The sequence below is a fragment of the Enhydrobacter sp. genome, from assembly GCA_025808875.1.
In the GTDB taxonomy this organism is placed as follows: Bacteria; Pseudomonadota; Alphaproteobacteria; order Reyranellales; family Reyranellaceae; genus Reyranella.
Map to the genome: position 1 here is coordinate 1891908 of CP075528.1, position 25523 is coordinate 1917430.

The 25523-nt window shown below is 66.4% G+C and carries 24 protein-coding genes; 17 read left to right on the forward strand and 7 right to left on the reverse strand.

The window, feature by feature from the left end; genetic code table 11:
* Window positions 1-10 precede the first annotated feature (10 nt).
* Window positions 11-1159 carry a nicotinate phosphoribosyltransferase gene (locus KIT25_09455; protein ID UYN97133.1) on the forward strand — a complete coding sequence of 383 codons (1149 nt, stop codon included), beginning with the start codon at window positions 11-13 and terminating at the stop codon, window positions 1157-1159.
* Between the two features lie 3 nt (window positions 1160-1162).
* Here KIT25_09455 and KIT25_09460 read toward each other — a convergent pair whose 3' ends face one another.
* Window positions 1163-1528, reverse strand: a complete 366-nt coding sequence (locus KIT25_09460; protein ID UYN97134.1) for a hypothetical protein — start codon at window positions 1526-1528, stop codon at window positions 1163-1165.
* Window positions 1529-1682: 154 nt separating this feature from the next.
* Between KIT25_09460 and KIT25_09465 the strand changes: the two genes are divergently transcribed.
* Window positions 1683-2882: an MFS transporter gene (locus tag KIT25_09465; GenBank protein ID UYN97135.1), complete on the forward strand. Its 1200-nt coding sequence runs from the start codon at window positions 1683-1685 to the stop codon at window positions 2880-2882.
* A 9-nt stretch (window positions 2883-2891) separates the two neighbouring features.
* Here the strand turns inward: KIT25_09465 and hemA are convergent, their stop codons facing one another.
* Both hemA and KIT25_09475 read right to left on the reverse strand, forming a co-directional pair.
* Window positions 2892-4118, reverse strand: a complete 1227-nt coding sequence (gene hemA / locus KIT25_09470) for a 5-aminolevulinate synthase (protein ID UYN97136.1) — start codon at window positions 4116-4118, stop codon at window positions 2892-2894.
* Between the two features lie 169 nt (window positions 4119-4287).
* Entirely contained in the window at window positions 4288-5700 is a 1413-nt protein-coding gene (locus KIT25_09475) for an aspartate aminotransferase family protein (protein ID UYN97137.1), read from the reverse strand.
* 221 nt (window positions 5701-5921) lie between these two features.
* Between KIT25_09475 and KIT25_09480 the strand changes: the two genes are divergently transcribed.
* The 8 genes from KIT25_09480 to KIT25_09515 all read left to right on the forward strand — a co-directional run bounded on the left by KIT25_09480 (window position 5922) and on the right by KIT25_09515 (window position 14760).
* The gene (locus KIT25_09480) at window positions 5922-7505 is read left to right on the forward strand and encodes an ABC transporter substrate-binding protein (GenBank protein UYN97877.1); all 1584 of its coding nucleotides are present in this window, start codon (window positions 5922-5924) and stop codon (window positions 7503-7505) included.
* Between the two features lie 110 nt (window positions 7506-7615).
* A complete protein-coding gene (locus KIT25_09485) occupies window positions 7616-8608 on the forward strand; it encodes an ABC transporter permease (GenBank protein ID UYN97138.1) in 993 nt (330 codons plus the stop codon).
* A gap of 1 nt (window position 8609) precedes the next feature.
* Complete coding sequence (locus KIT25_09490; GenBank protein UYN97139.1) at window positions 8610-9527, forward strand: ABC transporter permease; 918 nt, start codon at window positions 8610-8612, stop codon at window positions 9525-9527.
* Window positions 9527-10549: an ABC transporter ATP-binding protein gene (locus tag KIT25_09495; GenBank protein ID UYN97878.1), complete on the forward strand. Its 1023-nt coding sequence runs from the start codon at window positions 9527-9529 to the stop codon at window positions 10547-10549. The genes KIT25_09490 and KIT25_09495 overlap by 1 nt, the downstream gene beginning before the upstream one ends.
* On the forward strand, window positions 10542-11582 hold the full coding sequence (locus KIT25_09500; GenBank protein UYN97140.1) for an ATP-binding cassette domain-containing protein: 1041 nt from the start codon (window positions 10542-10544) through the stop codon (window positions 11580-11582). The genes KIT25_09495 and KIT25_09500 overlap by 8 nt, the downstream gene beginning before the upstream one ends.
* A 106-nt stretch (window positions 11583-11688) precedes the next feature.
* On the forward strand, window positions 11689-12882 hold the full coding sequence (locus KIT25_09505; GenBank protein ID UYN97141.1) for an amidohydrolase: 1194 nt from the start codon (window positions 11689-11691) through the stop codon (window positions 12880-12882).
* Window positions 12883-12910: 28 nt separating this feature from the next.
* Window positions 12911-13768: a hypothetical protein gene (locus tag KIT25_09510; protein ID UYN97142.1), complete on the forward strand. Its 858-nt coding sequence runs from the start codon at window positions 12911-12913 to the stop codon at window positions 13766-13768.
* A 17-nt stretch (window positions 13769-13785) separates the two neighbouring features.
* Entirely contained in the window at window positions 13786-14760 is a 975-nt protein-coding gene (locus KIT25_09515) for a TauD/TfdA family dioxygenase (protein ID UYN97143.1), read from the forward strand.
* Window positions 14761-14764: 4 nt separating this feature from the next.
* Here the strand turns inward: KIT25_09515 and KIT25_09520 are convergent, their stop codons facing one another.
* A complete protein-coding gene (locus KIT25_09520) occupies window positions 14765-15565 on the reverse strand; it encodes a glucose 1-dehydrogenase (protein ID UYN97144.1) in 801 nt (266 codons plus the stop codon).
* Between the two features lie 95 nt (window positions 15566-15660).
* Between KIT25_09520 and KIT25_09525 the strand changes: the two genes are divergently transcribed.
* The gene (locus KIT25_09525; GenBank protein UYN97145.1) at window positions 15661-16128 is read left to right on the forward strand and encodes a hypothetical protein; all 468 of its coding nucleotides are present in this window, start codon (window positions 15661-15663) and stop codon (window positions 16126-16128) included.
* A 39-nt stretch (window positions 16129-16167) separates the two neighbouring features.
* On the forward strand, window positions 16168-18090 hold the full coding sequence (locus KIT25_09530; protein ID UYN97146.1) for an AsmA family protein: 1923 nt from the start codon (window positions 16168-16170) through the stop codon (window positions 18088-18090).
* Here KIT25_09530 and KIT25_09535 read toward each other — a convergent pair whose 3' ends face one another.
* Window positions 18091-19245, reverse strand: a complete 1155-nt coding sequence (locus KIT25_09535) for a CoA transferase (GenBank protein UYN97147.1) — start codon at window positions 19243-19245, stop codon at window positions 18091-18093.
* Window positions 19246-19393: 148 nt separating this feature from the next.
* On the opposite strand from KIT25_09535, the gene KIT25_09540 reads away from it, so the two are divergent.
* From KIT25_09540 to KIT25_09555, 4 genes are all read left to right on the forward strand, one after another.
* On the forward strand, window positions 19394-20650 hold the full coding sequence (locus tag KIT25_09540; protein ID UYN97148.1) for a hypothetical protein: 1257 nt from the start codon (window positions 19394-19396) through the stop codon (window positions 20648-20650).
* Between the two features lie 13 nt (window positions 20651-20663).
* The gene (locus tag KIT25_09545) at window positions 20664-21185 is read left to right on the forward strand and encodes an OB-fold domain-containing protein (protein UYN97149.1); all 522 of its coding nucleotides are present in this window, start codon (window positions 20664-20666) and stop codon (window positions 21183-21185) included.
* A gap of 71 nt (window positions 21186-21256) precedes the next feature.
* Window positions 21257-21427: a hypothetical protein gene (locus KIT25_09550; protein ID UYN97150.1), complete on the forward strand. Its 171-nt coding sequence runs from the start codon at window positions 21257-21259 to the stop codon at window positions 21425-21427.
* Between the two features lie 57 nt (window positions 21428-21484).
* Window positions 21485-21658 carry a hypothetical protein gene (locus KIT25_09555; GenBank protein UYN97151.1) on the forward strand — a complete coding sequence of 58 codons (174 nt, stop codon included), beginning with the start codon at window positions 21485-21487 and terminating at the stop codon, window positions 21656-21658.
* Between the two features lie 88 nt (window positions 21659-21746).
* Here the strand turns inward: KIT25_09555 and KIT25_09560 are convergent, their stop codons facing one another.
* Window positions 21747-22625 carry an inverse autotransporter beta domain-containing protein gene (locus KIT25_09560; GenBank protein ID UYN97152.1) on the reverse strand — a complete coding sequence of 293 codons (879 nt, stop codon included), beginning with the start codon at window positions 22623-22625 and terminating at the stop codon, window positions 21747-21749.
* A 160-nt stretch (window positions 22626-22785) separates the two neighbouring features.
* Between KIT25_09560 and KIT25_09565 the strand changes: the two genes are divergently transcribed.
* Window positions 22786-24459, forward strand: coding sequence for an amidohydrolase family protein (locus KIT25_09565; GenBank protein ID UYN97153.1), 1674 nt, complete (start codon window positions 22786-22788; stop codon window positions 24457-24459).
* A 198-nt stretch (window positions 24460-24657) separates the two neighbouring features.
* Here the strand turns inward: KIT25_09565 and KIT25_09570 are convergent, their stop codons facing one another.
* Window positions 24658-25488, reverse strand: coding sequence for a glycoside hydrolase family 25 protein (locus KIT25_09570; protein ID UYN97154.1), 831 nt, complete (start codon window positions 25486-25488; stop codon window positions 24658-24660).
* Between the last annotated feature and the right edge of the window lie 35 nt (window positions 25489-25523).

Below are 25523 nucleotides of genomic sequence, written 5' to 3' on the forward strand. Positions count from 1 at the left end.
GGGAGGGCCGATGTCGCATCCGAGCAACGGCGAGATCGAACGCTACACCGATCACTACTTCAATCGCACGAAGATGGTGATCGGCAAGTTCGGCGATGCCCGCGTGACCTACGCCATCTTCATGCGCCGACCGGTGGTGTTCGCACCGCGCCTGGCGCTGCAATGGCTCGAGGAGCTGAGCCGCAGCCGTGGTGCCGAGGTCGACATCGACCTGCGCTACGGCGAGGGCAAATGGGTCGGCGCCGGCGAACCGATGATGTACATCACCGGCTCGTTCTTCCATCTCGTCGACCTCGAGACGATCTTCCTGCAGAAGCTCGGACCGGCCTGCGTCGCCGCCTACAACGCCTGGACCATGTGCGCCGACATGCCGAAGACGGCCTTCCTCGCCATGGATGCGCGGCATTGCGCAGGACAGGAAATGGCCGAGATGATGGCCTACGCTGCCTCGGTCGGTTCGGCGCGTGCCAAGCGCAAGGTCGGCGCCGTCGGCTTCATCGGCAATGCCACGCATGCCACGGCGCACTTCTTCGGCCGCGACCAGGGGCTCGGCACCATGCCACACGCCTTGATCGGCTATGCCGGATCGACCCTGCGGGCCGCCGAGATGTTCCATGACACTTTCCCCGGCGAGCCGATGACGGTGCTGGTCGACTATTTCGCGCGCGAAACTTCGGATTCGCTCGACGTCTGCCGGCGCTTTCCGGAGCTGGCGGCCAAGGGGATGCTGTCCTTCCGGCTCGACACCACGGGCGGTCGCTACGTCGAGGGGCTCGATCCCGCGAGTTCCTACGCCGTGCTCGAGCGGTTCTCGCCCGAATCGATCCGCGGTTATCGCAGCGAAGAGGAACTGCGCTACCTGGTCGGCACCGGCGTGTCGGCGGCGGCGATCTTCCACCTGCGCGCCGAACTCGACAGGGCGGGCTTCGACGCGGTCAAGATCGTGGCGTCGTCGGGTTTCGGTCCGGCCAAGTGCCGCATCATGGCCGAGGCCAAGGCGCCGATCGACGTCGTCGGCTCGGGCTCGTTCCTGCCATCCAACTGGACGGAAACCTACGCGACCGCCGATATCGTCGAGTACGACGGCCACAAGCGCGTCAAGGTCGGGCGTGAGTTTCTGCACCGCATGCGCGACGGAAACGTGCCGCGGCCACTGTAGCCGTCAGGCGACGAAACTCTGGTACATGGTGCGCAGGTCCTGGGTTTCCTGCGGCGTGATCTCGCCGTCCAGCACGCGCGCCTCCCATGTCCGCAGCTTGCGCTTGACGTCGGTTGGCGTGCGCGGGCTCAGCAGCACCATGAAGAACTGCTCGTGCGGCGACAGTTCGCGCTCGCGTCGATATCCGAACGGTCCGGTCCCCGAAGGGCGTCCTGTGCCGACCGCTGGGGCGGCTGACGGCGCGGCGTCGCCCGCGAGAATGTCGTTCCAGGTCAGTCCCGCTTCCCGTACCAGGGCGGACGCGAGCTTGGCCGCCGCGAGCGCCTCTGCCGCGTCGCTGCTGTCGAGAATCTCCAGGACCTTGATCAACGTGGCGCGATTGAAAGTCGCCATTTCTTCCCGCTCTACATCGCCGAGCATCCAGGGGATGGAAGACACGGCTCTGTCTTTGACTATTGGATGAGTAAGCGGCACTAAACGTCTACAAGATATAGTTGACCTCGGCTCCGAGCAAGCACCTCCCGTGACTTCCCCCACCGTCTTTCCCGTCTATCTGGCGGGCCTTGCCAGCTGGTTCGTGCCGCTCGGCGTTCAGATGGTGCTGTTTCCCTGGCTGGTTGCCGTCGTGCTGCGGATGGATGCCTTCGCCGTCGGCGTCGCGCAGATGGCGATGATGGCCCCGTCGCTCCTGTTCCTGCCGCTGGGCGGCCTGGCGGCCGATCGCGGCAACCCGCGACGACTCCTGCTGGGTTACCACTTTCTCTATGCACTGCCGCCACTCGCTCTCGCGCTCGTGCTGCTCGGCGACGGATTGAGTTACACACTGCTCATCGTCTACGGGCTCGCCGTGGGTTCGATCGGCGCGTTCGCGGTTCCGACGCGCGACGGACTCCTGCCGGTCGTCGCCAAGGGCAATCTGCCCCGTGCGGTGGCCTTGGCGACGGCGTTGCAGTTCGGTGGTCAGCTTGTGGGAATCGCCTTCGCCTCGACCGCCGATCGTTTCGGCGCCGTGCCGCTGCTCGTGCTCAATGCCGTCCTGTTGCTGCTGGGTGCGCTGGCCGTGTGGCGCCTGCCCGATCCGCCGCTGCACCCGCCAGTGCAGCATCCGCGATTTTGGCCCAGCGTGCTCGATGGCGTCAGGGAGGCCGCTCGGTCCGACCAGATATGGCCGGTTCTGCTGCTCAACTTCGGCATCGGGGTGTTCTATGTCGGGCCCTTCATGGCGGTGCTGCCGGTGGCGGTGCGCGACGTATATGCCGGCGCGGCGGTCGAACTCTCCTACGTCAACCTGGCATTCTGGGCGGCGACCATCGTCGCCACCATCGCGCTGGTCGGCCTGGCGCGCCGGGTGACGCGCCGTGGCCGGCTGATCGCAACGGCGGTGACCGCAGGCGCCTTCGTACTCTTCCTGCTGGCGACGCTGCCGTCATTTCCGATCTTCGTCGCCCTGATCTTCGTCTGGGGGATTGGCGCGGGCGTGACCATGACGCAGGCGCGCACCGTGGTGCAGATCGTTGCGCCGGCCACGCACCGCGCGCGGCTCATGTCGCTCTTCCAGCTTGGCCTGAGCGGCGGGGGGCCGATCGGTGCTTTCCTCACCGGCTCGATCTGCGCGCTCTGGGGCGTGGAGATGGCCATGATCCTGCCAGCCCTGGCGATGTTGCTGCTGATCGGCTGGATACTGGTCCGCTCGAACCTTTGGTCGATGCGGACGGTCGAGTAGGCCGAAGGGCTATTCCGCCGCCGCGGCGCGGCGATCGAGCCCCAGCGTCCGCCACACGTCCTGCAGCGCACCGACCAGGCGGCTCATGTCCTCGTCGCCATGCAGGGGCGTGGGCGTTAGGCGCAGCCGCTCGGTGCCGCGCGCGACCGTCGGATAGTTGATGGGTTGGACGTAGATTGCATGGCGATCGAGCAACAGGTCGCTCGCCTGCTTGCAGAGGACGGCGTCGCCCACCGCCACGGGAACGATGTGGGTGGCCGACGGCATCACCGGCAGGCCCGACGCCGCGAGGCGCCGCTTGAGCGTCGCAGCGCGTTCCTGGTGGCGCGTGCGCAACTCGGGATGGCCGGTAACGTAGCGGATGCTGGCCAGGGCGGCGGCGGCGATCGCCGGCGGCAGCGAGGTGGTGAAGATGAAGCCCGACCCGCAGGAGCGCACGAAATCGACGGTCGCCGCGGTCGAGGCGATGTAGCCGCCAATGACGCCGAACGCCTTGGCGAGCGTGCCTTGCACGATGTCGACCTTGTCGAGCACGTCGTCGCGCTCGGCGACTCCGGCACCGCGCGAACCATACATGCCGACGGCGTGCACTTCGTCGAGATAGGCGAGCGCGCCATGGCGATGGGCGACGTCGCAGATCTCGCCGATCGGCGAGATGTCGCCGTCCATGGAGTAGACCGATTCGAAGGCCACGATCTTCGGAGTCGCGGGATCGGCCTGCCGCAGGAGCTGCTCGAGATGGGCGACGTCGTTGTGGCGGAAGATCTTGCGCACGGCGCCAGAGTGCCGGATGCCGGCGATCATCGAGGCGTGGTTGAAGGCGTCCGAATAGAGCTCGCAGCCCGGCAGCATGGCCCCCAAGGTCTGCAGCGTCGTCTCGTTGGCGACGTAGCCCGAGGTGAAGACGAGGGCCGCCTGCTTGCCGTGCAAGGTAGCGAGTTCGCGCTCGAGCTGGGCATGGAGGGTATTGGTGCCGGAGATGTTGCGGGTTCCGCCGGCGCCCGATCCCTGGGCGACGATCGCCGCCTGCATCGCCTCGAGCACCTCGCAATGCTGGCCCATCGCCAAATAATCGTTGCTGCACCAGACGGTCACGTCGCGCGGCGGCTGGCCGTCGCGGTGCAGGCGCGCGCGCGGGAAGGCGCCGACGATGCGCTCCAGCTCCGCGAACACCCGATACCGTCCCTCGTCGCGCAGGCGATCGAGGTGGCCGTTGAAATGGGCCTCGTAATCCATCCGTCCCGCTCCGAAGGGCGATTTTAGTGGCTTCATGCACAATCAGTAGGGTTTTTTGGTCGCGGCCGTCCTTGATCGGGCTCAAATGCCGAAAATGTGAAGCAGGCGACCGGCGATGCGAAAGGCGCTGCCGGCCGAGCACCGAGGGGCGCCCGACCGGCAGTTGCAATCAGCCCTTGAAGTGACCTTCGGCCTTGAGGTCAGCCAAGGTCGCATCGAGCGACTGACGCAGCCGGCCGAAGAGGTCGGCGAGCTCGGCCTCGCTGATGATCAGCGGTGGGCAGATGGCGATGCGATCGGCCATGTTGCGCACCAGCAGGCCGCGCGCCTGGGCGTGGTTGGCCGTCTTGGTGCCCGCCGCGCCCACGGTGCCGAGGTCGAAGGACGCCTTGGTCTTCTTGTCGGCCACGATCTCGAGCGCGCCGACCATGCCGACGCCCATGGCCTCGCCGACCAGCGGATGGTCGGCGAACGACTTCAGATGCTGCTGGAAGGCCGGGCTCATCCGCTTGGCATGCCCGAACAGGTCGATCTCGTCGTAGATCTTCTGCGCCTCGAGCGCGACCGCCGCCGCGACCGGATGGCCGGAATAGGTGAATCCGTGGCCCCACGTCCCGATCTTGTCACTCTCCATCGCCAGCGCCTGGTAAACCTTGTCGTTCACCATTACGGCTGAGATCGGCAGGAACGACGCCGACAGCGCCTTGGCGCAGGTCAGGATGTCGGGCTTGATTCCCATGGTCTGGCAGCCCCAGACGTTGCCGGTGCGGCCGAAGCCGCAGATCACCTCGTCGGCGACGAACAGCATGTCGTACTTGCGACAGACCGCCTGGATCTTCTCGTAGTAGCCCCTGGGCGGCACGATGACGCCGCCGGCGCCCATCACCGGCTCGCAGATCATGGCCGCGACATGGTCGGCGCCGCCTTCCTTGACGATGAGCTGCTCGAGTTCCTCGGCGCAGCGCGTGGCGAACTGCTCTTCGCTCTCGCCGTCCTTGGCGCCGCGATAGAAGTGCGGCGTGATCGTGTGCACGACGCCGGGAATCGGCAGGTCGAACGAGCGATGATTGTTGGGCAGGCCGGTCAGACTGCCCGAGGCCACGGTGATGCCGTGATAGCCCTTGAGGCGGGATACGATCTTCTTCTTGCTCGGCCGGCCGAGCGCATTGTTCATGTACCACACCATCTTGACGACGGTGTCGTTGGCTTCCGAGCCCGAGTTGGCAAAAAAGACCTTGGACATCTCCACCGGCGCCATCGCCTTGAGTTTCTCGGCGAGGTTGATGGCGGGCTCGTGGGAGCGATGGTTGAAGGCGTGATAGAAGGGCAGCTGCTTCATCTGCTCGTAGGCGACCGTCGCCAACCGCTCGTTGCTGAAGCCGAGCGCCGCCGACCACAGCCCGGCCATGCCCTCGATGTATTCCTTGCCGTCGTCGTCCATCACGTAGATGCCGCGGCCTCGCACGATGGTGAGTGGGCCGTTCTGCTCGTGCTTCCGGAAGTTGGTGTAGGGGTGCAGGTGATGGGCGATGTCCCGAGAGGCGTTGGAATTGCCGCGGAAACTGCGAGAAACGTCGTTCATGGTCGGCCCCTGTGAAACTCGAAGCCGGCACGATAGACCCGGAGCGATGCCCGTCCAACCACAGTCGGGTTCGGGGGCGTGCATATTTTTTGTGGAATTGACGGGCTGGCGGCGGCAGGGCAGTTTGACGACCCAGCTATGTATCCGTGCGCGACGCCATATGCGCTCGCCCGGTCAGGAGGGGAACTCAGATGTCATTCAAATTCCGACATTCGTTGTCGATGGTTGCGCTCGCCTGCGCGGCCTTCGCGGCCGTGCCGTCGGCCGACGCCAAGACCTTCAGGTGGGCGAACGCGGGCGATGTCAGTTCGATGGATCCGTACTCGCGCAACGAGACGTTCCTGCTGACGTTCAACTCGAACATCTACGACCCGCTGGTCCGTCGCAATAAGGACCTCGCGCTCGAGCCCGCGCTCGCCGTCAAGTGGGGCCAGGTCGACAAGACCACCTGGTTCTTCGACCTGCGGCAAGGCGTGAAGTTCAGCGACGGCACGCCGTTCACGGCGGACGACGTGGTGTTCTCGCTGAAGCGGGCCATGGGTCCAGGCTCGAACATGACCGGCTACTTCGTGTCGGTGGCCGACGTCAAGAAGGTCAACGACCATCGCATCGAGGTCGTCACCAAGTATCCCGACCCGCTGCTCGCCGAGAAGTGGGCGGCGCTCGGCATGATGTCGAAGGCGTGGGCCGAGAAGAACAACGCGGTGAACTCCGCGGACATGACCAAGAACGAGGAGAACTTCGCTACCCGCAACGCGATGGGCACCGGCGCGTTCATACTCAAGGAGCGCAAGGCGGGCGAGCGCACGGTACTCGTGCCCAATCCCAACTGGTGGGACAAGCCCGTCCATAATCTCACCGAGGTGATCTTCACGCCGGTCGCCAATCCGGCAACCCGCGTCGCGGCCATCAAGGCGGGCGACATCGACATGATGTACGAGGTGCCGCCGGCCGACACCGAGACGCTCAAGCGCGACGCCAACGTCAAGGTGCTCGAGGGCCCCGAGACGCGCGTTGTCTTCCTTGGCTTCGACACCGAGCGCAACGAGCTGCTCGAGTCGAACGTCAAGGGTAAGAACCCGTTCAAGGACAAGCGGGTCCGTGAGGCGTTCCATCGCTCGATCGACGTCGACGCCATCAAGCGCACCGTGATGCGCGGCCAATCCTTCCCGACCAACCTGATGGTGGCGCCGGGCATCAACGGCTACGTCAAGGAGCTCGACAAGCGGCCGGCGCTGCTCAAGGCCGAGGAGGCCAAGAAGTTGCTGGCGGACGCCGGCTATCCGAACGGCTTCGAAGTCGGCATGGATTGCCCCAACGACCGCTACGTCAACGACGAGAAGATCTGCCAGGCCGTGGTGGCGATGCTGGCCCGGGCGGGCATCAAGGTGAACCTGCTGGCCCAAACCCGCTCCAAGTACTTCGCCAAGATCCTGCGCAAGGGCAACTACGCGCCGGGCGACACGAGCTTCTTCATGCTCGGCTGGTCGCCAGCCAGCACCTACGACGTGCACAACGTCTTCGAGCAGCTCATCCAGACACCGAGCGCGCAGACCAAGAAGGGCCTGTTCAATGCCGGCGGCTACTCGAACCCCGCGATCGACAAGCTGTCCGACGCCATGGAGCAGGAAATCGACAAGGCCAAGCGCGACGAGATGATCCGTCAGGCGACCAAGCTCTATGTCGACGACTATGCCTACATCCCGCTGCACCAGCAGGCCGTGGTCTGGGCGGCGCGCAAGAACATCGAACTGGTTCAGCTCGCCGACAATTCCTTCCCGCTGCGCTTCGTCAACGTGAAGTAGTCCCGTCGGGTTCACCTCGGCCGGCCCCGACCGCCTTCCGGCGATCGGGGCCGGTTCCGCTTTGGCGCCAATCCTGCTAGGGGTCCGGCTGGGGCCTCCGTCCGCAATCCATGCTCGTTTTCATCCTCCGACGTCTCCTTCAGTCGATCGCCGTCCTTCTAGCGGTCGGCATCGTGGCCTTCTCTCTGTTCCGCTACGTCGGCGATCCGATCAATGCGATGGTCGGGCAGGACACCTCCATGGAGGAGCGCGAGGAACTGCGCGAGAAGCTCGGCCTGAACGACCCGGCGCCTTTCCAGTTCCTGAGGTTCATCGGCAACGCCGTGCAGGGAAAATTCGGCCTCAGCTACCGGACCTCCGAGCCGGTCGGCCGTATGATCCTCGAGCGCATGCCGGCGACGCTCGAACTCTCCTTCTGCGCCGCCGTCTTCGCCATACTCGTCGGCATCCCGATGGGGGTCTACAGCGGGCTCTATCCACGCCATTGGACGAGCCGGCTGTTGCAGGCAGTGTCGCTGGTCGGCATCTCGCTGCCGACCTTTCTGATCGGCATCCTGCTGATCCTCGTGTTCGCGGTTTGGCTGCGGCTGCTGCCGTCCTTCGGGCGCGGCGAGACCGTCGATCTCGGCTGGTGGACCACCAACTTCCTGACGGTGAAGGGACTCGAGGCGCTGATCCTGCCGTCGATCACGCTCGGCCTGTTCCAGCTCACGCTCATCATGCGACTGGTGCGGTCGGAGATGCTCGAGGTGATGCGGACCGACTACATCAAGTTCGCCCGCGCCCGGGGCCTCACCAACCGGGCGATCAATTTCGGCCATGCGCTCAAGAACACGCTGGTGCCGGTCATCACCGTGGCCGGCCTGCAGCTCGGCGCCATCATCGCCTTCGCCATCGTCACCGAAACGGTGTTCGCCTGGCCCGGCATGGGCCTCCTCTTCATCCAGTCCGTCCAGTTCGCCGATGTGCCCGTGATGGCGGCCTACCTGCTGCTGATCGGCCTGCTGTTCGTGCTCATCAACCTCGTCGTCGACCTGCTCTACTTCGCGGTCGATCCGCGGCTGCGCGGCCAGGGCGGCGCGGCTCGCGTGGGAGGACACTGACATGGCCGCCTGGCTGCGACGTGCCACCGACAGCGACATCTGGTGGAGCTTCAAGTCCTCGACGCTGACCGTGGTCGCCGCGGCCGCGACGGCTTTCATCGTCGCCACGGCCTTCCTTTCTCCCGTACTGGCTCCGCACACGCCGTTCGATCCCGCGACCCTGAACCTGATCGATGGGCTGAAGCCTCCGGCATTCTTCTCCGACGACGGGGAATGGAGATTCCCGCTCGGCACGGACGAGCAGGGACGCGACGTCCTGTCCTCGATCATGTACGGCACGCGCCTGTCGCTGCTGGTGGGTTTCGCCTCGGTGATCGTCGCGATGGTGCTCGGCATCACGCTCGGACTTGTCTCCGGCTACGTCGGCGGGGCGGTGGACGCGGCGATCATGCGTGTCGCCGACGTCCAGCTCACCTTCCCGGCGATCCTCGTCGCCCTTCTGATCGACGGGGTGGTGCGCGGCCTGATCTCCGTCCAGCGCCACGACGAGATCGCGATCTTCGTCATCGTCGGCGCCATCGGCCTCAGTTTCTGGGTGCAGTACGCCCGTACCGTGCGCGGCTCGGTCATGGTCGAGAAGAACAAGGAATATGTCCAGGCGGCGCGGGTCATCGGCCTGTCGCCGATCGTGATCATGGCGAGGCACGTGCTGCCGAACGTGACCGGACCGGTGCTCGTCATCGCTACCATCAATCTCGGCCTCGCCGTCATCACCGAGGCCACGCTCTCGTTCCTCGGCGTCGGCTTGCCGCCGACCCAACCCTCGCTCGGCACCCTGATTCGCCTCGGCAACGAGGTCCTGCAGTCCGGCGAGTGGTGGATCACGGTGTTCCCCGGCGCAACGCTCGCCATCCTCGTGCTGGCGGTGAACCTGCTGGGCGACTGGCTGCGCGATGCGCTCAATCCGAAGCTGCGATGATGGCCGGCACCTCCAACAATCCGCCGCTCCTCGAGGTCAAGAACCTGCGCGTCGAGTTCCCGACGCGGCGCGGCACGCTGACCGCCGTCGACGACGTGTCGTTCGAGATCGCGCCGGGCGAGGTGCTCGGCGTAGTCGGCGAGTCGGGAGCCGGGAAGTCGTTGACAGGCAATGCCATCATCGGCCTGCTCGAGCCGCCTGGCCGCATCGCTGCCGGAGAAGTTCGGCTCGAGGGCAGGCGCATCGACAACCTGCCCTACGAGGAGATGCGCAAGATTCGCGGCGCCCGTATCGGTGCCATCTTCCAGGACCCGCTGACCAGCCTGAACCCGCTCTATTCGGTCGGCCGCCAGCTCATCGAGACGATCCAGACGCATCTGCCGCTTCCGGCCGGCGACGCGCGGGCGCGGGCGCTCGATCTCCTGAAGGAAGTGGGCATTCCCGGGGCCGAGCATCGCCTCGATCACTATCCGCACCAGTTCTCGGGCGGCATGCGTCAGCGTGTGGTGATCGCCCTCGCTCTCTGCGCCAATCCCCGTCTGATCGTCGCCGACGAACCGACGACGGCGCTCGACGTGTCGATCCAGGCACAGATCATCGCGCTCCTGAAGCGGCTCTGCCGGGAGCACGGCACGGCGGTGATGCTGGTGACGCACGACATGGGCGTGATCGCCGAGACGGCGGACCGCGTCGCGGTGATGTATGCCGGACGGATCGCCGAGATCGGTCCGGTCCGCGACGTCATCAAGCACGCCAAGCATCCCTACACCAGGGGACTGATGGGCTCGATCCCCAGCCTCGGCGTGCGCAGCGATCGCCTGGTGCAGATCGACGGCGCCATGCCGCGGCTGACCGAGATTCCGGCGGGCTGCGCCTTCAACCCGCGCTGCGGCTTCCATGGCCAGCGCTGCCTCGTCGAGCGGCCCGATCTGTTGTCGGCCGGGGCCAGCCGCGCGGCGTGCTGGCTGCACGACCGGGGCGGCGTCGGAGCGCCGACCGGCAAGGAGCTGGCCGATGCCTGACAGCGGCCAACGGCAATTCGTCCGCATCGGCGGCCTGCAGCGCTACTTTGACGTCTCGGCGCCCTGGCTGGTGCGCAAGCTCGAGGGGCGGCCACGCCAGGTCGTTCAAGCGGTCGACGGCATCGATTTCGAAATCGCCAAGGGCGAGACCTTCTCGCTGGTCGGCGAATCGGGCTGCGGCAAGTCGACGGTGGCCCGCCTCATGGTCGGGCTCTACCCGCCGACCGCGGGCACGATCGAGTTCGACGGCAACGACATGCAGCGCAAGCGCAGCCGCGCCGACATGGCGGCCCTGCGCCGCCGCATGCAGATGATCTTCCAGGATCCCTACGCCAGCCTCAATCCGCGCTGGCGGGTGTTCGACATCATCGCCGAGCCGATCCGCGCCTTCGGCCTCGCTACGAACAAGACCGACCTCGAGGACCGCGTCGGGGCCCTGCTGCGCCAGGTCAGGCTCACGCCGGCCGACGGCCGCAAGTATCCGCACGAATTCTCCGGCGGCCAGCGCCAGCGCATCTCGATTGCTCGCGCGCTGGCGAGCCAGCCCGAATTCCTGGTATGCGACGAGCCGACGTCGGCGCTCGACGTGTCGGTGCAGGCGCAGATCCTGAACCTGATGATGGACCTGCAGCGTCGTCTGCGACTCACCTACCTGTTCATCAGCCACAATCTCGCGGTCGTCTATCACATCTCCACGCGCGTCGGCGTGATGTATCTCGGCCGGCTGGTCGAGCAGGCGCCGACCGACACCTTGTTCAAGCGGCCGAAGCATCCTTACACGCGCATGCTGCTCGACACGATTCCCGACCTCGACATGACCGGGCGCCAGCGCGCGCCGGTCGGCGGCGAGGTGCCGAGCCCGATCAATCCGCCTCCGGGGTGCACCTTCCATCCGCGCTGCCCGTTCGCCAACGACCGCTGCAGGAGCGAGCGGCCCCGAGCCCTGCCGATCGATGGCGGCACGGTGGCGTGCCACGCCATCGAGGAGGGGCGCCTCGACGTCGAGGAGCGCAGCTACGCCGTTCGCGGGTGATGCAGATTTCCGGCGAAGTCGTGTGCGCTTTTGCACTCCTGACTTTGCTTGACCCGACCGACCGCTCCCGTACGATCCGCCGCGGCTTCTTCCCGCGGAGACATGGATGCCGGTCATCAATCGCATTGCCTCGTTCCACAAGGACATGACCGCTTGGCGGCACGACATCCACAGTCACCCCGAGACGGCCTTCGAGGAAGTGCGCACTGCCGACATCGTCGCCGACAAGTTGAAGTCATTCGGCATCGAGACCCATCGCGGCCTTGCCAAGACCGGCGTGGTCGGCGTGCTGCGCGCCGGCACCTCGGGGCGCGCGATCGGCCTGCGCGCCGACATGGATGCGCTCGACGTGCACGAGACCAACGACTTCTCACACAAGTCGACGATCCCGGGAAAGATGCACGCCTGCGGCCATGACGGCCATACGGTGATGCTGCTGGGCGCCGCCAAGTACCTCGCCGAGACCAAGAATTTCGACGGCACGGTCTACTTCATTTTCCAGCCGGCCGAGGAGAACGAGGGCGGGGGACGCGTGATGGTTGAGGAGGGGCTGTTCGACAAGTTCCCCTGCGAAGGCGTCTATGGCATGCACAACATCCCGGGCATCCCGGTCGGCCGCTTCGCTGTCCGTCCCGGCCCGATGATGGCGGCCTACGACATCTTCGAGGTGGTGGTGAAGGGTGTCGGCGCGCACGGCGCCATGCCACACCACGGCATCGACCCGGTCGTGGTCGGCTCGCACATCGTGACGGCGTTGCAGTCGATCGTGGCACGCAACGTCGATCCGATGGACACCGCGGTCGTCTCGACCACGCAGATCCATGCCGGCGACACCTGGAACGTCATCCCGCAGGAATGCGTGCTGCGCGGCACGGTGCGGACCTTCAAGAAGCCGGTGCAGGACTTCATCGAGAAGCAGATCGAGAAGATCGCGCGCAACGTCGCCGCGGGCTTCGGTGCCGAAGTCACCAAATGGCGCTACGAGCGGCGCTATCCCGCCACCGTGAACAGCGAACAGGAGACGGAGTTCGCGGCCAGGGCCGCTGGCGCGCTGGTCGGCGTCGAGAACGTCAACCGCAATCCCACGCCCGCCATGGGCAGCGAGGACTTCGCTTGGATGCTGCTGAAGAAGCCCGGCTGTTATATCTGGATCGGCAACGGTGATGGCGAAGGTTCGTGCATGGTCCACAACCCGGGCTATGACTTCAACGACGAGATCCTGCCGATCGGTGCGTCCTACTGGGCGACCTTGGTCGAGCAGCAACTCGCGCGCCAGGCGTTGCCGCAGGCTGCCGAGTAGCCGAGCAACCACGAACGTCGGTTCGGTCGTGTCGCCAGCGCGGCATCCCTACACGCAACAGCGCATCGGCCTGGCCAGCATTCATCGCAAGGAGCGGGCAGCGGCGGCGCCGTTTCGTCGGCTGCTCGACGCCGAGATCGTGGTGGCGCCGCGCGTCGACACCGATCAGCTCGGCACCTTCTCCGGTGAGATCCCGCGGCCGGACGCACTGGTGGAAACCTGCCTCGCCAAGGCCGAACTCGCCTTCGACTCCCTCGATGTCGACTGCGCGCTCGCCAGCGAGGGCAGCTACGGACCCATCGACCGCGTGCCGCTCAAGCCGGGCGGCCTGGAGATCATGGCCTTCGTCGACCGCAAACGCGGCGTCCGCCTGGTCGAGACCCTGCTGACGCACCGCACCAACTGGCGCCTGTGGCGCTTCGGGGGCGGCGATCCGGCCGTGCATGCGGCCATCGCGGCCATCGGATTCCCCGAGTCCGGCATCTTCGTCATGCGCAACACGGACTTCAGCGAGCCGCACAAGTCGCTGAAGACGGTCGACGAGGTGGTCGCGGCCGTCGACCGCGAGGCGGCACGGTCTGACGACGGCCTGGCTCTCCTGATCTCCGACATGCGCGCGCATCGCAACCCGCAGCGCATGCAGGTCCTGCGTGCTCTGTCCTGGAAACTCGCCAGGCGCCTGGCACACACCTGCCCGAAATGCGGCGCACCGGGATTCGGGCACGTCCATTCGACGCGCGGCCTGCCCTGCGAGGGGTGTAGGGAGCCGACCCACTGGATCGACTTCGAGGTCGACGGGTGCTCGGCCTGCGGCCATGCAGTTGCCCGGCCGCGCAAGGATCGCCGCAAGTCAGCGCCTCGAACCGCGTGCAGGGTCTGCGCCTAGTGTTCCAGACTGCGGGTATGACGGATGTCACGAAACCGCTGCCCGGCGCGGCCTTCGGCGCGACGGTACGGCTCGGCGCCGATATCCCCGGCGATCTGCCGGCCATGCTCGACGACGCCGGCGGCCTGCTGCTCCTTCCAGGCCAGCATGAGATCAGCGACCGGCCGGACCGTCTCGTCGACCTGAGCCGTGCCTTCGGGCCGGAGGTCGAGGACTATCGGTTCACGCTCGCCAATCCGGCCAGCGTACACGCCTCCGTACCGGAGATCTTCATCGTCTCCAACCTGCCCCCGGTGTCGAAGATGCCACCCAAGCGGCCGGAGCCGCCGCTCACGCCCGACGGCAGGTTCCCGGTGCAGTATCCGCAACGGCGCGGCTGGCACACCGACCAGAGCTATCGCCGCCCGCCGCCCGATGTCTCGCTCTTCTATGCGGTGACGCCCGTCGCCCGCGACCGTGGCCAGACGCTGTTCGCGTCCGGCATCCTGGCATACGAGGCGCTGCCGGCGGCGCTCAAGGCCAGGGTGGAGAGGCTGGAAGGCATTCACGCCCAACCCGGCACCGGCCGCAGCCGAGAGGCCGTCCTCAGAGGCGAGGCGCCGAAGCCGTGCAAACCCCACGAGCGGCCGCAGCGCCAGCCGGTCGTGCGCGTGCATCCGACGACGGGTCGCAGGGCGCTATATCTGTGCGAGTGGGGCCAGATGGATTGGGTCGACGGTCCGTTCGTCGGCATGGAGCCCGGTCCGAGCGGCGACGGCGCGCACCTGCTCGACGAGTTGATGGCTCATTTCACGCGGCCGGAGTTCGTCTACGCGCATGAATGGACGCAAGGAGACGTGCTGGTGTGGGACAACCGCTGCCTCGTCCACGCCGCCACCTGGTTCGACGGCGTGAACGAGCGCCGGGTGATGTGGCGCACCACGGTGCGCGGCAATCCCGGCGCGGAGTATGCCGGCGAAAAGCGGAGTTGGATCGCCGAGGCGGCGGAGTAGGGTCTCAGCGGTTCAGCACGTTGGTCACCGCACCGCCGGTCGCGGTCCGGCCGCCATCGACGACGAACTGTCCGCCGGTCGTGTTGGCGGCGAGATCTGAGCACAGGAACAGCACCATGTTGGCGATCTCTTCCGGCGTCGTGTAGCGCCCGGTCGGGATCACGGACTGGTAGCGCTCGCCGACCGCCTTCGGATTGTCGGGCGAAAGCTGCTGCTCGAGCGAGTGGATCATGCGGGTGTCGACGGGCCCCGGGCAGACGGCGTTGACCCTCACGCCCTGGCGCGCCACTTCGCCCGCCGCTGTCTTGGTGAGGCCGATGACCGCGTGCTTGGAGGCGACATAGGCCGGCATCCCCGGGGTTGCGACGAGTCCGGCGACCGAGGCGGTGTTCACGACGGCGCCACTCTTCTGCCGGATCATCTCGGGCAGCACATGGCGCAGGCCGAGAAACACGCCCTTGACGTTGACGCCGATCACGGCGTCGAACATGGCCTCGTCGTAGTCGGCGGTGTGCCCCACCTTGCCCTCGATGCCGGCGTTGTTGAAGAAGCAGTCGATGCGGCCGTACTTGTCGAGTGTCGCCTTCACGTAGGCCTTCACGTCCGCCGACCTGGTGACGTCGGCGGTGACGGCAGTGGTCTCGCCGCCGGCCTGCCGGATGATGCCCGCCGTCGCTTCTGCCGCCACGCCGTCACGATCGACCACCACCACCTTGGCGCCGTGCCGCGCGAAGGCGACGCAGGCTGCCCGTCCGATGCCGTTGCCGCCGCCTGTCACCAGGGCGACCTTGCCGTTGAAGTCCATGGAATGTTTCCTCCCCAATGCAGGCTTACTGTGCCTCGTCTTGCGACGGGGGAGCAAACCCAACATATTTTTCACAATGAACACGGAGGAACGGTATGCCGATCTTCATGGAAGTCGACCGGCTCAACCAGACCGTGACGATCGTTGCGCATGGTGTGGTGTCGAACGAGGACATCGAGCGCAACACCCGGGAACTGGTCGATGCGAAAGTACCGCAGTTTGCCAAGATCATCGATACCTCGGCGGCAACTTCCCGACTGACGCCGCAGCAGGTCGAGCACATTGCGTCGATGCTGCGCAGCGAACCCGGCCCTCGCGGTCCCGTCGCCTACGTCATCAATGCCAATCGGGTCGGTTTCGCCCACGCCCATGCCGATGTCACCAGGAGCGAGCGCCCGATCAAGCTCTTCACCAGCCTTCACGAGGCAAGGCGCTGGATCGCGCAGGTGCGCAAGGAGGCTGAGGGCATCCCCGCCGGATTGCGCGCGGCGGAAGCCTTGTCCGAAGATCGCAGCCATCTGCGGCCTGTCGACGAGAACGCTCGGGATCGTCGTCGCGGATAACGGCCGGTCGTCCGCGCAACCCTGCGAAAGGCAGGAGCGTTGCCGGCCCGCATGGGCCGCTTCTGGAAAATCGCCGCATGGACGGTCGGCACGGTCATGGTGCTCGTCGTTGGCGGAATCGCGACTATGTACTGGTTCGTGACCTCGGACGGCTTCCGCGATCATCTGGAAGGCCGCGCGTCCGACTACACCGGCCGCAAGACCCGCATCGAAAGGATATCGATCGACTGGGGTGCCACGTCGCGTGTCCACCTCTCCGGAGTCGAGATCGCCAATGCCGATTGGGCCGAGGGCGATCACATGTTCCGGGCGGAAGAGGTCGATTTCGACATCCGGCTGTGGCCGCTGCTGGCAGGCGACATCGTCCTGCCGAGGCTGGTGCTGCGTCGTCCGGCCGTGGCGATAGAGAAGGGGGTGGAGGATCAGCTCAACTGGAGTTTCCGCGAAGCCCCCGTGGTGCGCGGTGCGGCTGACGCGGTGACCCCCGATGAGCGCAGCGAGACCCCGCTGATCGGCCGACTGGAAATCACCGACGGTCGGCTCGCCTATCGCGATTCCAAACGCAAGCTCGACCTCGACGGAACGGTCTCGACGGCCACCGGCGAGGCAGGCGAGCAACCGCAGGTCAAGCTCGCCCTCGAGGGCAAGCTCGAGGACCAGCCTCTGGTGTTGCGCTTCGTCGGCGGCTCGGCGCTCATGTTGCGCGATACGAGCCAGCCCTATCCGGTCGATCTCGACGTCGGCTACGGCGGAACGAATCTGCGGGTGAAGGGGACGCTGCTCGACCCGTTCCAGTGGAGCGGCGCCAATGTCGAGCTGACGATGTCGGGTCCGAACCTGGCCGACATCTACCCTCTCCTCGGCATTCCCGGTCCGCCGACACCACCCTACCGGATCGCTGGCAAGCTGGATCGCGAGGGCAAGACCTGGCGATTCCATGACAGCCGGTGGCGGGTCGGCGACAGCGATCTGTCGGGCGAGGTGCTGATCGACGAGGGCCGCAAGCCAACACATCTCGCGGCCAGGCTCGTCTCGAGCAATCTCGCCTTCAAGGATCTCGCGCCGCTGGTCGGTGCGCCACCCGGCCGGGGCACCGTGTCCGCCAAGCAGGCGCAGACGCAGGCCCAGCTCGAGGCGACCGGCGATCTCTTCCCCGACGTGCCTCTGAAGGTCGAGCGGCTGCGCGCCATGAACATGGACGTCACGCTCGATGCCAGGCGCGTCGTGGCGCCTGACTATCTGCCGGTCGGGGCCATTTCCTTCCGCGTCGTCGTCGACAACGGCGTTGCGACCGCCAAGCCATTGACCCTGGTGCTGATTGATGGCGGCCGGATCGCGGGCGAACTCGCAATCGACGCCCGCGCCGACACGCCTCGGGTCCGAGCCAATCTCGGCCTGGCCGACGTCGAGTTGAAGTCCTTCTTCCGCAACTCGCAGTTCTTCGACGCGACCCAGGGCAAGGCACAGGGGCGCGTCCAGCTCAGCGGCTATGGACGATCGCTCGCGCAGGTCATGAGCGTCGCCGACGGGCATGTCGTCGCGGCCCTCGGCGGTGGCTCGGTGTCGAGCCTCATGGTCAGTCTTGCCGGACTGCAGCTCTTCGATGCGCTGATCCTCTACGTTACCGGCGACAAGCGCATTCCGATCCTGTGCGCCGTCGGCCGCATGAACTTCCAGAAAGGCATGGTCACCTTCGATCGAACGTTCCTCGACACGCAAAAATCGATCCTCGAGGTGCGCGGCCGGGTCGGCCTCGGCAACCAGGCGGTGGATGCCGAGGTGAAGGCCTACCCGAAATCGTTCGACCTTCTCGATCTGCACGGCCCCGTCTACGTGCGCGGCAAGCTGCGCGAACCCCAGGTTACTCTGGGCCGCACCATACCCATTCCGACCCCGGTGATTGGCCGGGCGACGGATCTGCCGTGCGAGCAGCTGACCGCGCAGCTCCTGTCGGGGCGCTGATCAGCGCAGTTTCGCCAACACTTCGTCGGTGTGTTCGCCGAGCTTCGGCGCCGAGCGAGGCGATACCGGCCGAGTACGGTCGAAGGCGATCGGCAGGCCGACGATCTTCGCGCCGGAAGCCTCGCCGGGACGTGCCGGCAGATCCTGCACCATCCTGGATGCCGCCATCTGCTCGCACGTGGCGACCTCGCCGATGTCGTTGACCGGCGCGCACGGCACGCCGGCCTTGTCCATCGCCGCGAGCCACTCGGCGCGCGGCCTGGTCTTCAGTGCGGCCGCGATCATGGGGAGCAGTTCCTCCTTGTGGGCCACACGCTGCGCGCTCTTGGCGAATTTCGGATCGGTCGCCCATTCCGGACGTCCCAGCACCTGCGCGCAGCGCGCCCACAGCCGATCGTTGCCAGGCGCGAGGCAAAGCGGCAGGTCGGCCGTGTCGAATGTCTGGTAGGGTACGATCACGGGACTGCCGGTGCCGTGCCGTCTCGGCACCGAACCGTTGGCGAGATAACCCGAAATGCCACCTTCCACCCAGTGGACGGCGGAGTCGAAGAGCGAGGTATCGACCAGACAACCCTTGCCCGTCTTGTCGCGTCGGCGCAGCGCTGCCAGTGCACCGATGGTGCAGAACATGCCGGTCGCCTTGTCGTTGATCGACGCACCGCAGAAGGTCGGCGGATCGTCGGCCCGGCCGGTCACGCTCATCATGCCGCCATAGGCCTGCAACAGTGGGTCGAAGGCGGGCTTCATCTTCATCGGTCCATCGAAGCCGAATCCCCAGATCGAGCAGTAGATGAGGCGAGGGTGGCGGGCGAGCATCGTGTCGGGTCCGATGCCGATCTCCTCGACCACGCCCGGTCGCAGGTTCTGGATCAGGATGTCGGCGGTCTCGCAGAGCCTGTGGAGCGTCTCGACGTCCGTCGCGAGCTTGAGATCGAGTACGACCGACCGCTTGTTGCGGTTCTGGCCGTAGAAGTAGAGCGATGTCTTGCCGTCCGGTCCGAAGGGAGGGCCCCAGATGCGCGCATCGTCGCCGCCGTCGGGCTTTTCGATCTTGATGACGTCGGCACCCATGTCAGCCATCAGCACGCCGGCCAGCGGGCCGGCCAGTGCCTGGCCGACCTCGATCACGCGAACTCCTTCAAGCGGCAGAATCACTTGGTCCTCTTTCCATGACAGGATGACGAAGCTTAGCCCGGCTGGCGGCCATTGCCTCGCCCCGTGTGGATCGCAGAGCGGACGGGGCCGGCAGACGCGCCGTTGCCGGCCTCGTACCATCCCGAGGCAACAGCCACGAGGGGGCGCCATGCCGCTGCCGGCCGAAACCGACGTCACCAGCCCGAAGTATCTGCGCGACAAGTACGCCATCGTGGGCGTCGGGGAGACGACGTACACGCGCGGCTCGGGCATCACGACCCGCGCGCTCGGCACCTGGGCGGTGCGCAACGCGATCGAGGACGCCGGCCTGAAGGCCTCCGACGTCGACGGCATGCTGTCCTACCAGTCGGGCGATTCGACCTTTTCGACCTTCATCGCCGGCGACCTCGGGCTGCGCCTGAACTTCTACATGGACGTGTTCGGCGGCGGCTCGTCGACCGAGGCGCTGGTCGGCATGGCGATCGGCCTGATCGAAGCCGGCATGTGCAGGTGCGTGGTTATCTTCCGCGCCATGAACGGCTTCAGCCAGGTGCGAATCGGCGGCACCGGCGCTCGCGCCGTGGCGCCGGTGACGGGGGATGCCCTGCACGGCCGCGCCTATGGCTGGCAAAGCGCGGGCCAGATGTTCGCGCCGACCTTCATGCGCCACATGCACGACTACGGCACAAGGCCCGAGCAGGTCGCGGCGGTGAAGGCGATCCACAGCGAGCACGCCTCGAACAATCCCAAGGCCTTCTACAAGCAGCGCTACACGGTCGACGACGTCGTCAAGAGCCGCATCATCTGCAAGCCGCTGCACCTGCTGGACTGCTGCGTCGAGACCGACAACGGCACCGCCCTGATCGTGACCTCGGCCGACCGCGCGCGCGACTGCAAGCATCATCCGGTGCTGATCCGCGGTGTCGTCGGCCGTTGCAGCAAGCCGCGCACCGACATGCACTACCAGACCGGGCCGATCTCGACCGTGGCCGGCCACTACGCGCGGGAGATCCTGTGGCCCAATGCCGGCGTCAGCCCCGAGGACATCGATCTCACGGGCTCGTACGACGCCTTCACCTTCACCACCATGCTGCAGCTCGAGGACTACGGTTTCTGCAAGAAAGGCGAGGGCGGCGACTACGTCAGCAACGGCACCATCCGGCTCGGCGGCCGGCGCCCCAACAACACCAGTGGCGGCCATCTCTGCGAGGGCTACACGCACGGCCTCAACATGGTGATCGAGAACGTGCGCCAGTTGCGGCACGACGCCGACGATTCCTGCCCGGTCGGGCCGGACGGTAAGCGGCGCCACACCTACGACTATCGCGAGGGCGGCTGTCGCCAGGTCAAGGACTGCGAGTTGTCGGCCAACCTCGGCTGGGCCAATCCCGGCACAGGCTCGGCCATGGTCATGCGGCGCGGCTAGGGGGAGACGAACCATGGCCATCCAGGGCACCTATCTCGGCATGTCGCTCGCGGTCGACGATCTAGACGTCGAGAACCTCGCCTACTTCAAGCACTGCGCGGCGCACGACTTCCATCTGCAGAAATGCACGGCCTGCGGCCTGCTGCGCTACCCGCCCACCACGGCCTGTCCGTGGTGCATGAGCCCCAGATCGCAATGGACGCGGGTCGAGGGCAAGGGCGCGGTGCATTCCTACACCGAAGTGCATCACGCCATTCAGCCCGCCTTCAAGGCGCACACGCCCTACCTCGTGCTGCTGGTCGATCTCGACATCCAGAAAGGCAAGCCGACGGAGCACGAGGCGCTGCGCGTGATGGGCAACCTCACGACGCCCGACGGCAGGCTGGCGCCAGCCGATATTGTGAAGCGTGTCGGCATCGGCACGCGCGTGCGCATGGCTTTCGCCGACGTGGCGCCCGGGCTCGCCATCCCGCATTGGACGATCGACGAAGGCGCCACCCAGCCGGCGAAACCCTGGCGCTATCCGGAGGAATAGTCTCGCGGTGTGAGGCAACGCGACTGCTGCCGGCCCGTTTACCACGGTCAGCAAGCTGCAGGAGTCTTGTCATGAAACATGCCGTGATTGCCGCGCTCGTCATCGTGGGTTTGGCGTCGGCCTGCGCCGTGCGCAGCGAGCGCACCGTGGTCGAGAAGCCGGTGCCCGCACGCACAGCGACCGTCGTCACCACCGATCCGCCGCCCCCGCCGGGCACGACCGTGGTCGTTCCGGCCCGGTAGACGACGCAACGTGACGGGGCCCCTTGCGTTCATGTTCCACGCAAGGAGGAACCCGTCATGAGTCGCACCGTTGTCACGGCGCTGGTCGCCATCGGGTTGGCCAGCGCCTGTACCATCCGTGAGGAGACCACCGTCCAGAAGCCGATGCCAGCGTCCACGGCTGTTGTCGTGCCGGCGGATCCTCCTCCGCCACCGCCGCCACCCACAACGACTACCGTGATCATGCGATAGAGGCCGGCCTTCGGTGGTACGCGTCGAGAGGGCGATGCGTATGTTCTTCCCGACGGATCGTTTGGGAGAGCCGAAGCGTTTGCCCGATTCACGACGGAACGGGGCCGCCACCTCCACCTCCGCCGCCACCTCCACCTCCGCCGCCACCACCACCGCCACCGCCGGGAGGCAGTTCCGGCGTTGGTGTACAGGTCGAATATGCCGTGAGGAGTTGGCTGCGCACGATGGCATCGGCCATGCGGCGGTCCTGATAGCTGAAATTCGCCCGCCGGGGCTCGCGTTGCAGGGGCACGCGCAGGCGCAGGCCGGCGAGGAAACGATCGCCGCGCACTGAATCGGTCTGCCATTCCACGGTGACCATGAATCGGCTGCCGCCCCACAGTTCGGGCACAAGGTAGGCGGTGTAATCGAGCCGCAGGCGAGGGCCCGTGACCAGTGGCGTCGCGCAGCCCGGCTCGCCGTAGCGGAAGCCTCCGGCATAGAAGCGCAGCGTGTGCACGCTATCGCTCGGCGTCACCGGCAGCCGCAGGCCGGCCTCGGCATCGAAACCGCGCAGCGCATACTCCGGGCTGTCACCGCCGCTGCCGCTGCCGAACGGCCAATAGCCGTTGGCCCGAAACTCGAACATGTCGCCCAGCACTTCGCCACCGACCGAGACTTGATTGAAGAGATTGCCGAGGGCGCTGCGGCGATGGTCGTAAAAGCCATAGACGCCGAGGTTCCAGCCCGCGCCGACAGCATGGCGAAAGGCGAGGCCGAAATTGCCCTCGCGCGCGTTGACGTCGTCGGTCTGGAAGCGGAGATCACCGAAGAGCAGAGTGCGTTCGTTCTGCAGAAGAGGGACGGCCAGATTCGCTTCGGCGAAGCTGCGAACGTTTCCAGCCTTGCCGCCCAGATCGAGAAAGGCGCCCCATTTGCGTTCGCCGGTCTGCGCCGGTACTGGCGGGCTCCAGACGAATGCCACCACGCATGCAAACGCTACTGCCGACCGACTGACCGACATGGCGTTCCCCCCAGAGACGTCGTTGATTCTAGGCCACAAGAATTGCACAGGCAATGCAGTCCAGTGATACGATGATCTTGCGCCGATCGATGCTAGGTTGACTGAAACGCTATGGGAGGAGCCGATGCCTTATGATCTCCTGATCAGGAACGGCACCGTCGTCGACGGTACGGGCCGGGCGCGTTATCAGGCCGACGTCGCCATCTCGGGCGGCAAGGTCGCGGCGATCGGCAAGGTCAAGGAAGGTGCGAAGCGCACCATCGACGCGCACGGGCTGGTCGTGGCGCCGGGCTTCGTCGACCCCCACACGCATTACGACGCGCAGATCTGCTGGGATGGCGCCGTCACGCCGTCGTCGTGGCACGGTGTGACCAGCGTGGTCATGGGCAATTGCGGCGTCGGCATCGCGCCTTGCAAGCCCGAGGCGCGCGAGGTCGCGATGCGCGACCTCGTCAACGTCGAGGGCATTCCCTTCGAGGTCTTGAACAAAGGCATCACCTGGGATTGGGAGACCTTCCCGCAATTCATGGACGCTGCGGCGGTGCGCAAGCCATCGCTCAACCTTGCCTTCATCGCGCCGCTCACGCCGTTCCGTCACTACGTCATGGGCGAGGCCTCGATGGAGCGCGCCGCCAACGCGGAGGAGACGGCGAAGATTGCGGCGTTGATCGGCGAGGCCGTGGACGCGGGCGCGCTCGGCTTTTCCTCGACCACGCTGAACCAGCACATCGGCTTCGGCGCCAAGCCGCTGGCCTGCCGCAACGCCAGCCGCGAGGAACTCAAGGCTTACGCCAACCAGCTCAAGAAGCGGGGCAAGGGCGCCATCGAAATCGCGCTCACCCGCCAGGTCGGCGTGCTGGAGGAAGACCAGTGCGAACTGCTCGACTTCCTGCTCGAGGAAAGCGGCCGGCCCGTCACTTTTATCGCCCTGTTCGACCGGGACGACATCCCGGAGGCGGTACGCAACACGCTGCGGCTGGCCGCACGGCAGATCGCCAAGGGCGCGCGGCCGCAGACCTCGCCGCTGCCGCTGACCCGCGAATGCACCATGGAGAATCCGTTCGCGTTCGCGGCCTTCCCGTCATGGAAGCGGGTGTTCGCCGACACCAACCCCGAGGTCCAGAAGAAGGTCTATGGCGATCCGGCGTTCCGCAACGCGTTCCGGCATGACCTGAAGAATCCGACCGGCTTCAGCGACTGGCGCCGCATCGTGGTTCACGACGTGAAGAACCCGGCGCACAAAGCCCTCGAGCGCAAATCGATCGCCGAGGTGGCGTCGCTGCAGAACAAGGACGCCGTCGACGCCTTCCTCGACCTGGTGTTGGCCGACAATCTCGACGTCGAGTTCACCATCTCCTCGTGGAACACGCGCGAGGATCGGATGCGCGAACTCCTCAACAACAAGTCCATCCTGATGGCGCTGGGCGACGGCGGCGCGCATGTCGACATGCTGTGCGACGCCGGCTACCCGACCTACCTGCTCGGCACGTGGGTCCGCGAGAAGCAGGCGATCACGCTCGAGGAAGGCGTGCGCAAACTCACCTCCGACCCGGCCGACCTGTTCGGCCTCGCCGACCGCGGCCGCTTGGTCGAGGGCGGACCGGCCGACGTGGCGATCTTCGATCCCGACCGCATCGGTTCGACCAATCACGGCGAGCGGCGCTACGACCTGCCGGGCGGCGCCAAGCGCATCGTCATGCCGTCGAAGGGCGTCGAGTACACCATCGTCAACGGCGAGCCGACCTGGGAGCAGGGCAAGCTCACCGAGGCGAAGGCTGGCAAGGTGCTGCGGGGCTAGAATCCCTGTCAGCGGATTCGAATCGCCACACGCCGGGTCGGGGCGCGTCCTCTGGACGAGTGGACTCGGTGGACGGCGGGGGACGGTCACGATTCGAGGACAAGTCGTCTCGGATGTCGATGCCATCGACGTCGGAGCCGTCCATTCGGTGTGGATGCCGCGAGGGCACCGGGAGCCGTTGCTCGAGTGAGAAAGCCTTTACGAAGTCGCTCGGCCGCTGGCACGCCAGAATCGATGGAGCTCCGGGACATCACCGTTGAAGACGTTGCGGTCGCAGTGGGTGACGCCTTCGACCGGGCGATGGTCGCTGCCGTGGCCGAAGTTGCTGGCCGTCTCGTCGGCGACGTACTGCCAGAGCTGCCAGCCCTTGTCGGCCCAGGCGAACGGGATCTCGGGACCTTGCTCGCGATAATCGGCAATCCAGAGGTCGCAGCGCGCCAGCACCGAACTCGGCGCCACCGGTCGGTCGAGCCGTAGTCCCCGACGGCCGTACTTTTCGCCATTCGCCCAGGCCGCGTGGGTGTAGAGCATCGGCAAGCGGCCGGTGGCACGATAGACCGCGATCACGAAGGCCTCGGCCTGGCCGAGCGTCATCGTATTGCGCGGATTGCGATCGTTGGGCTCGAGATCGAGCGCCATCAGGGTGTTGGGACCCGGCCGGCAAGCCGACAGGAAGGCCGCCGCCTGGTCCTCACCGGAATATTGTCGTGTGCCGAAATGGTAGGCGCCCCACAGCAGGCCGGTCGCCTCGGCTTGGGCACGCCGCGTCCCGTAGGACGGATCGAACCAGTCGCCGCCCTCGCTCGCCTTGTGGATGACGCTGAGGATATTGCTGCGTCGCACGGCGCGGAAGTCGCTGACCGTGACGTTATGGCTGATGTCGATCACGGCATCGAGGCCGGGCCGCACGGGTGGCGGAGGCGGCGCGAAGCCCGCACCTTGGGGAGGTTTGCCCGCGCAGCCGGCCGACATCACGGCTGGCGCCACGAGGCCGGCCATTCCGCCCAACAGATTCCTGCGAGAAATCATTCAGTTCCCTGCCGAAGCGAGACTACCATGCGAGG